The sequence below is a fragment of the Nonomuraea antri genome, from assembly GCF_013283785.1.
GTDB classification, from domain to species: domain Bacteria; phylum Actinomycetota; class Actinomycetes; order Streptosporangiales; family Streptosporangiaceae; genus Nonomuraea; species Nonomuraea antri.
In genome coordinates, this window is record NZ_JABCPZ010000360.1 from 1 (window position 1) to 6,939 (window position 6,939).

Below are 6,939 nucleotides of genomic sequence, written 5' to 3' on the forward strand. Positions count from 1 at the left end.
GGGCGGGGAGGGTGCGGCGGGCGGCGCGCAGGCGGGTGCGGGCGTCCACGGCGAGCGCGCGCCAGCCCGCCGCCTTGAGCCCGAACGTGGTCGGCACCGCCTGCTGGGTGAGCGTTCTGGCGGCCATCGGGGTGTCACGGTGCTCGGCGGCCAGCCGGGTGAGGACGGCGATCACCCGATCCAGGTCGGCCAGCACCCCGCCGAGAACCCGGTGCGCGACCAGCATGAGCGCGGTGTCCAGGATGTCCTGGCTGGTCGCGCCCCGGTGGACGTGCTCGCCGTACCGGCCGGCGGCCGCGCGCAAGTCGGTGACCAGCGGGATGACCGGGTTGCCGCCCGCCCTGGCCCGCACCACCAGGCCCGGCAGGTCGAACGCGGCGGCCCGGCAGGCGGTGGTCACCGCCTCGGCCGCCGCCGCCGGGGCCAGCCCGAGCGCCGCCTGCGCCCGGGTGAGCGCCGCCTCGGCGTCCAGCATGGCCTGCAGGAACGCCACGTCACCGGTCTCGGCGGACGCGCCGCGCATGGGGGACAGCAGCCCGAGATCCGCCTCGGCCCGCATCTGGTCGCCCGCGCTCTGATCAGCCGAAGTCAAGGAAGACCGTTTCCCGCTCGCCCTGCAGATGGATGTCGAACCGGTAGACGTCCTGGCGTTCCGCCACCGCCACCAGGGTCTCCCTCCGTTCGGCGGGCAGGGCGTCGAGGAAGGCGTCCGGCCCGAAGTAGATGCGCGTGAACAGGTGGTGCAGCAGTCCGCGCGCGAACACGCACACGCTGATGTACCCGTTGCCGGGCATGAGCGTGCGCAGCGTCCAGCGGCCGTCGGCGTCGGTGGGGACCCGGCCGAAGCCGGTGAAGTCCAGCCCGTGCCTGCCCTGCGGCGTGCCCGTCACCTGGTCGCGCCGGAGCGTGCCAGGCGCGCCCGACAGGCCGCCCGCCGGGTCGGCCTGCCAGAACTCCAGCAGCGCGTCGGGCACCGGCGCGCCCGCGCCGTCGTAGACGTAGCCGTGCACGACGATGCCGCCGGCCGCGAGGTCGCCGCCGCCGGGGAACGGCAGCGCGTAGCCGTAGAACGGACCGACCGTCTGCGAGGGGGTGGGGTTCATCGGCCGTCCTCCGTCCAGGTCGCGGCCGGGCCGTCCAGGACGATGTCCCAGCGGTAGCCCAGCGACCACTCCGGCACCGACAGGTCGTGGTCGTAGGCGGCGACCAGCCGCTGCCTGGCCCGCTCGTCGGTCACCGAGTTCAGCACCGGGTCATGGCGGAACAGCGGGTCTCCTGGAAAGTACATCTGGGTGACCAGCCGCTGCGTGAACGCGGTGCCGAACACCGAGAAGTGGATGTGCGCCGGACGCCAGGCGTTGACGTGGTTGCGCCACGGGTACGCGCCCGGCTTGATCGTGGTGAACGTGTAGCGGCCGTCGTCGTCGGTCAGGCAGCGGCCGACGCCGGCGAAGTTCGGATCCAGCGGCGCCGGGTGGTCGTCGCGCTGGTGGAGGTAGCGTCCTGAGGCGTTGGCCTGCCACACCTCGACGAGCTGCCCGCGCACCGGGCGTCCGGCCCGGTCGAGCACCCGCCCCTGCACGGTGATGCGCTCGCCCAGCGGCTCGCCCAGGCGCTGGCGGGTCAGGTCGGCGTCGAACGGCGACACGTCCGTGACACCGAAGACCGGCCCGGACAGCTCGGCCGCGTCCGGGTCCTTCAGCGCCACCAGCGGCTGCTTGGGGTGACGCAGGACGCTGCTGCGGTAGGGGAGGAAGTCGCGCGCGGGATGATCGGACTCACCGGCCAGGCGGTGCAGCTCCGCGATCTCGCGGTCGATGTCGGCCTGGGTGAGGGGGTGGGACATGAAACCTACCTTTCGAGAACGAGGGCCAGGCCCTGGCCGACGCCGATGCACAGGGCGGCCAGGCCGACGCCCGACCCGGCGGCGGCCAGCCGGTGCGCGACGGCCCCGGTGATGCGGGCGCCCGACGCGCCGAGCGGGTGGCCGAGCGCGATGGCGCCGCCGTCCGGGTTGACCAGGTCCGGGTCGAGGTCGGGCAGTTCGGCCAGGCAGCCGAGGGTCTGGGCGGCGAAGGCCTCGTTCAGCTCGGCGGTGGTCACTTCGCCGAAGCCCTTGCCCGCCTTGGCCAGCGCCCGGCCGACCGCCTCGACCGGGCCGAGCCCGAACAGGCGGGGTTCGAGCGCGCTGGCCCCGCTCGCCACCACGCGGGCCAGCGGTTCCCTGCCGCGCAGCCCCTTCTCGTCGGTGAGCAGCAGGGCGGCCGCGCCGTCGTTGAGCGGCGAGGAGTTGCCCGCGGTGACCGTGCCGCCGGCGCGGAAGACCGGCTTGAGCGCGGCCAGGGCCTCGGGCGAGGTGTCGTCGCGGATGCCCTCGTCGCGGCTGAGCCCGCCGACCGGGACGATCTCCCGCTCGAACGCCGCCTTCGCCGCCTTTCTGTGGCTGGCCAGCGCGAACGCGTCCTGCTCGGCCCGGCCGATGCCGTGCCTGTCGGCGATCAGCTCCGCGCCCTCGCCCAGCGGGACCGTGTGCTCGGCGGGCATGCGCGGGTTGACCAGCCGCCAGCCGAGCGTGGTGGAGACCAGCTCCTGACCGCCGGCCGGGAAGGCCCGGTCCGGCTTGGGCAGCACCCAGGGCGCGCGGGTCATCGACTCGACGCCGCCGGCGATCACGGTGGACGCGTCGCCCAGCGCGATCGCCCGGTACGCCTGGACGACCGCCTCCATGCCCGAGCCGCACAGCCGGTTCACGGTCACGCCGGGCGTGGACACGGGCAGCCCGGCCAGCAGCGCGGCCATGCGGGCGACGTTGCGGTTCTCCTCGCCGGCGCCGTTGGCGTTGCCGAACACCACCTCGTCGGCGGCCTGGACGTCGTTGCGCCGGGCCAGCGCCCTGACCACGTGCGCGGCCAGGTCGTCCGGGCGGATCCCGGACAGCGCGCCGCCGTACCTGCCGAAGGGGGTGCGGACGGCGTCCACGACGTACACGGTTTTCACGCCGTCACCTCCGCGTCGGTGCGGGCGCGCAGCTCGTCCAGACCGACCCCGGGCGCGGTCTCCACGAGCGCCAGCCCGTGCCCGGTGACGTCGAGCACGCCCAGGTCGGTGATGATCCGGTGCACGCACGCGCGCCCGGTGAGCGGCAGCGAGCACTCCTGGACGATCTTGGGCGAGCCGTCCCTGGCCGTGTGCTCCATGATCACGATGACCCGGCGCGCGCCGTGGACCAGGTCCATCGCCCCGCCCATGCCCTTGACCAGCTTGCCGGGCACCATCCAGTTGGCCAGGTCGCCGCCGGCCGAGACCTGCATCGCGCCGAGCACCGCCACGTCGATGTGGCCGCCGCGGATCATCCCGAACGACAGCGACGAGTCGAAGAACGACGCGCCGGGCAGCACGGTCACCGTCTCCTTGCCCGCGTTGATCAGGTCGGGGTCGAGCTCGTCCGGGGTGGGGTAGGGGCCGACGCCGAGTACGCCGTTCTCGGAGTGCAGCACCACGTCCACGCCGGACGGCAGGAACGACGGGATGCGGGTGGGCAGGCCGATGCCCAGGTTGACGTAGTCGCCGTCGCGCAGCTCGGCCGCCGCGCGGGCGACCATCTCGTCGCGGGTCCAGCTCATCGCAGTGTCCTCTTCTCGACGCCCTTGGCGGCGGCCTGCTCCGGGGTGAGCGCCAGCACCCGCTGGACGAACACGCCGGGCAGGTGCACCTCGTCCGGGTCGAGCTCGGTCAGTTCCTCGACCTCGGCCACGGTGATGCGCCCGGCCATCGCGGCGAGTGGGTTGAAGTTCCTGGCCGCCTTGGCGAAGACCAGGTTGCCGTGCCTGTCGCCCCTGGCCGCGCGGACGAGGGCGAAGTCGGTGGTGATGCCGCGTTCCAGGACGTACTGCCTGCCGTCGAACTCGCGTACCTCCTTCGGCGGCGAGGCGAGCGCGATCGAGCCGTCGGGGGAGTGGCGCAGCGGCAGCCCGCCGTCGGCGACCGGCGTGCCGACCCCGGCGGGGGTGTAGAAGGCGGGGATGCCGGCGCCGCCCGCGCGCAGCCGTTCGGCCAGGCTGCCCTGCGGGGTCAGCTCGACCTCCAGCTCGCCGCTCAGGTACTGCCTGGCGAACTCCTTGTTGTCGCCGATGTAGGAGGCGGTGACGCGGGCGATCCGGCCGGCCGCGAGCAGGACGCCCAGGCCGCCGCCGTCCACGCCGCAGTTGTTCGACACGACGCCGATGCCGGTCACTCCGGTGGCGTGCAGGGCTTGGATCAGCACGTTCGGGATGCCGCTGAGGCCGAAGCCGCCGACCGCGAACGACGCGCCGTCACGCACGCCCGCCAGCGCCTCCTCGGCCGTGGCGACCACTTTGTCTCTCCGCACGACGCTCCGTTCATCCGGGAGTGTTCGCTGAGTGAACTTTAGTTCACTATTGTGTGGACGAGTATCTGTTCATCCGGATGCTTCTGTCAAAAGTGCCTACACCGGCCGAGGAGGGGCGGATGGAACCCGCAGGAACCCTGGAACGCGGGCTCGCCGTGCTGCGCGCGCTGTCCGCCGCGCCCGCGCACCGCATGCGCGCCACCGACCTGGTACGCGAGACCGGCCTGGCCCGCGCCACCGTGGACCGCGTGCTGGCCACCCTGATCAAGATCGGCCACCTGCGGGCCGAAGGCCGCGACGTGCTGCTCGCGCCCAGGCTCATGGAACTGGGCGAGGCGTACCTGACCTGCAGCGGGCTCAGGGACACGCTCACCCCGATCGCCGAGCGGCTGGCCGCGGACCTGGACGAATCGGTGTCGCTGGCCGTGCGCGACGGCGCGGGGATCAGGTTCGTCGTCCAGGTCACCCGCCGGCGCACCATGTCGGTGGCCTTCCGGGTGGGCGACCTGCTGCCCGCCGAGCGCTGCGCGGCCGGGCTGTCGCTGCTCGACCCCGGCGCGCCGTACGCGCTGGACGACCAGCTCATCGAGCCGGGACTGATCGCGGTCGCGCTGCCCGTACGTGATCGCGACGGGCAGCCGGCGTGCGCGGTGAGCGTGGTCAGCCACACCAGCAGGCACACCGCGGCCGGGCTCGCCGCCCACGCGCTGCCCAGGCTGCGCGAGGCGGTCAAGGAGATGGAGGCCGCGCTGTCCGCGCCGCTCCCGCCGCCTCAGCCGTCGCCTCAGCCGTCGCCTCAGCGGCCGTCCGGCGTGGACGTCTCGCGGCCGCTCAAGGAGGAACTGGGCGCCGGCTACCTGCAGTCGCTGGCCCGCGGGCTGGCCGTGCTGGTGTCGCTCGGCACCGCCCGTGGCGGGCTCACGCTCGCCGGGTCCGCCAAGGTCACCGGGCTGCCCAGGGCCACCATCCGGCGGGCGGTGCAGACGCTGGAACGGCTCGGCTACGCCGCCGCCGACGGCGCCAGGTTCGTGCTGCTGCCCAAGGTCATGGAACTCGGGTACGCGGCCCTGTCCGGGCGGACGTTCGGCGAGATCGTCCAGCCGCACCTGGCCGACCTGGTGGCCCGGGTGCGCGAATCGGCGTCGGTGGCCGTGCTGGCCGGTGACGACGTCGTCTACGTGGCGCGGGTGGCGACCATGAGCATCATGACCGTCGACATCACCGTCGGCACCCGCTTCCCGGCCTACGCCACGTCCATGGGGCGGGTGCTGCTGGCCGGGCGGCCCGAGGCGATGCCCACGTCCGGCCTGCGCCCGCTGACCCGGCACACCATCACCTCGCCCGGCCAGTTGGCGCAGGCCGTGCGCCGGGCCGCCGCCGACGGGTACGCGCTCGTCGACCAGGAACTGGAGGAAGGCGTGCGATCCATCGCGGTGCCCGTGCACGACCGCGACGGCCGGGTGGTGGCCGCGGTCAACGTCGCCACGCACGCCAGCCGGGCCGCCGTCGCCGACCTCATGCGGGACGTCCTGCCCGAACTGAAGGAGACCGCGGCCCGCATCGAGGCCGACCTCGCCCACACCCGGGCCCTGAACGTGTCCACCCGATAACGGTTGAAAAACGGACGGTGACGGCGGGGCTGGGGTGCCCCAGCATGGAGGGTGTGGCAGGTACTTCCGTCCGGCGATGGACGGTTCCACACCGCGGGGCCTACGTGGCCCGGGCGGAGGCGGCGCTCAGATCCTGGCCGTCGTTGGCGGTGAGCGACACCCGGCACGGGGTGTCCTTCGCCGTACGCGGCACCGAAATACTCCGACTCACCGGACACGACCAGGTACAGATCCGGCTCACCGCGCCGGCGATCGGGCGGCTCGAACCGTACCTGGGTGAATGCGACCAAGTGCGGGCTTGTCCTGATCGGGCGTGGGTGTGCATGCGGGTCGACGCCCAGCCCGACTTCGATCTACTGCTCGCCCTCACCAGCGTCGCCATCAAGGCACACGACGCATAGCCGCCCGCTCCGGGACTCCCGTCCCGTCCTGGGGAGTTTGTACCGGGCGGTTCATCACCAGCGGCAGGCGGCGCGGGCTGAGGAGACCGTCACCTCGTGCTCGTCGCCGGCCCGCAGCGGCTGGTTTCCCAGCACGATGGTCACCTTCCCCTCCGCCGGGACCGTCCAGGTGCCCAGCGACGCCCAGCGGCCACGCCAGGCCCGCTGGTCGACGGTCACGGGCGGGCCCAGGTACGGCGGGTCCGTGTCCTCGCCGTCCAGGTGGTAGCGGGCGGTGCCGGCGGAACGCGAATCGTCCGGGACGTGCACCTCGAACGTGCAACGCGCGCCCGGGCGGGTGGCGAACATCCAGTTCACCATCTGGGTGAAGTGGCCGGGCTCGGCCGAGACCTTGAGCGCCAGGGCGCGGCCGGTGCAGCCGTCCCGGGTCCAGCCGCCGGTGATGCGTTTCCATCGCGGATCGGCGTAGAACCACTCGGCCGCACACCCCGGCCCATGCACCGCCTCAAACCGCACCACCCCAGTCGGGTTCGGGCTCGCGGTCGGGCTGGGGGCGGGG

The 6,939-nt window shown here is 73.5% G+C and carries 9 protein-coding genes; 2 read left to right on the forward strand and 7 right to left on the reverse strand.

What is annotated here, in order from left to right:
* The 6 genes from HII36_RS52045 to HII36_RS52070 form a co-directional block, all read right to left on the reverse strand.
* The coding region (locus tag HII36_RS52045) for a lyase family protein (protein WP_268959831.1) at nt 1-592 on the reverse strand (592 nt) is incomplete at its 3' end.
* Entirely contained in the window at nt 579-1,103 is a 525-nt protein-coding gene (gene pcaG, locus HII36_RS52050; RefSeq protein ID WP_173530828.1) for a protocatechuate 3,4-dioxygenase subunit alpha, read from the reverse strand. The genes pcaG and HII36_RS52045, both read right to left, overlap by 14 nt.
* Nucleotides 1,100-1,846, reverse strand: coding sequence for a protocatechuate 3,4-dioxygenase subunit beta (gene pcaH / locus HII36_RS52055; RefSeq protein ID WP_173530829.1), 747 nt, complete (start codon nt 1,844-1,846; stop codon nt 1,100-1,102). The genes pcaG and pcaH overlap by 4 nt, the downstream gene beginning before the upstream one ends.
* A gap of 5 nt (nt 1,847-1,851) precedes the next feature.
* Complete coding sequence (locus HII36_RS52060) at nt 1,852-2,997, reverse strand: thiolase family protein (RefSeq protein ID WP_173530830.1); 1,146 nt, start codon at nt 2,995-2,997, stop codon at nt 1,852-1,854.
* Nucleotides 2,994-3,623, reverse strand: a complete 630-nt coding sequence (locus tag HII36_RS52065) for a CoA transferase subunit B (protein ID WP_173530831.1) — start codon at nt 3,621-3,623, stop codon at nt 2,994-2,996. Before HII36_RS52065 ends, HII36_RS52060 begins: the two co-directional genes overlap by 4 nt.
* Complete coding sequence (locus HII36_RS52070) at nt 3,620-4,369, reverse strand: CoA transferase subunit A (RefSeq protein ID WP_173530832.1); 750 nt, start codon at nt 4,367-4,369, stop codon at nt 3,620-3,622. Before HII36_RS52070 ends, HII36_RS52065 begins: the two co-directional genes overlap by 4 nt.
* 119 nt (nt 4,370-4,488) lie before the next feature.
* Between HII36_RS52070 and HII36_RS59055 the strand changes: the two genes are divergently transcribed.
* Both HII36_RS59055 and HII36_RS52080 read left to right on the forward strand, forming a co-directional pair.
* Nucleotides 4,489-5,979 (forward strand): IclR family transcriptional regulator domain-containing protein, encoded by a 1,491-nt coding sequence (locus HII36_RS59055; RefSeq protein WP_217371042.1) that lies wholly within the window; start codon nt 4,489-4,491, stop codon nt 5,977-5,979.
* Nucleotides 5,980-6,032: 53 nt separating this feature from the next.
* Nucleotides 6,033-6,380: a luciferase domain-containing protein gene (locus HII36_RS52080; protein ID WP_173530834.1), complete on the forward strand. Its 348-nt coding sequence runs from the start codon at nt 6,033-6,035 to the stop codon at nt 6,378-6,380.
* Between the two features lie 54 nt (nt 6,381-6,434).
* Here HII36_RS52080 and HII36_RS52085 read toward each other — a convergent pair.
* A partial coding sequence (locus tag HII36_RS52085) for a carbohydrate-binding protein (RefSeq protein WP_217371043.1) occupies nt 6,435-6,939 on the reverse strand: 505 nt, incomplete at its 5' end.

What these genes read in the sequence shown, in the direction of transcription:
- HII36_RS59055 (WP_217371042.1), top strand. Translation starts at nt 4,489, where the DNA reads ATGGAACCCGCAGGAACCCTGGAACGCGGGCTCGCCGTGCTGCGCGCG.
- HII36_RS52065 (WP_173530831.1), bottom strand. Translation starts at nt 3,623, where the DNA reads ATGAGCTGGACCCGCGACGAGATGGTCGCCCGCGCGGCGGCCGAGCTG.
- pcaG (WP_173530828.1), bottom strand. Translation starts at nt 1,103, where the DNA reads ATGAACCCCACCCCCTCGCAGACGGTCGGTCCGTTCTACGGCTACGCG.
- pcaH (WP_173530829.1), bottom strand. Translation starts at nt 1,846, where the DNA reads ATGTCCCACCCCCTCACCCAGGCCGACATCGACCGCGAGATCGCGGAG.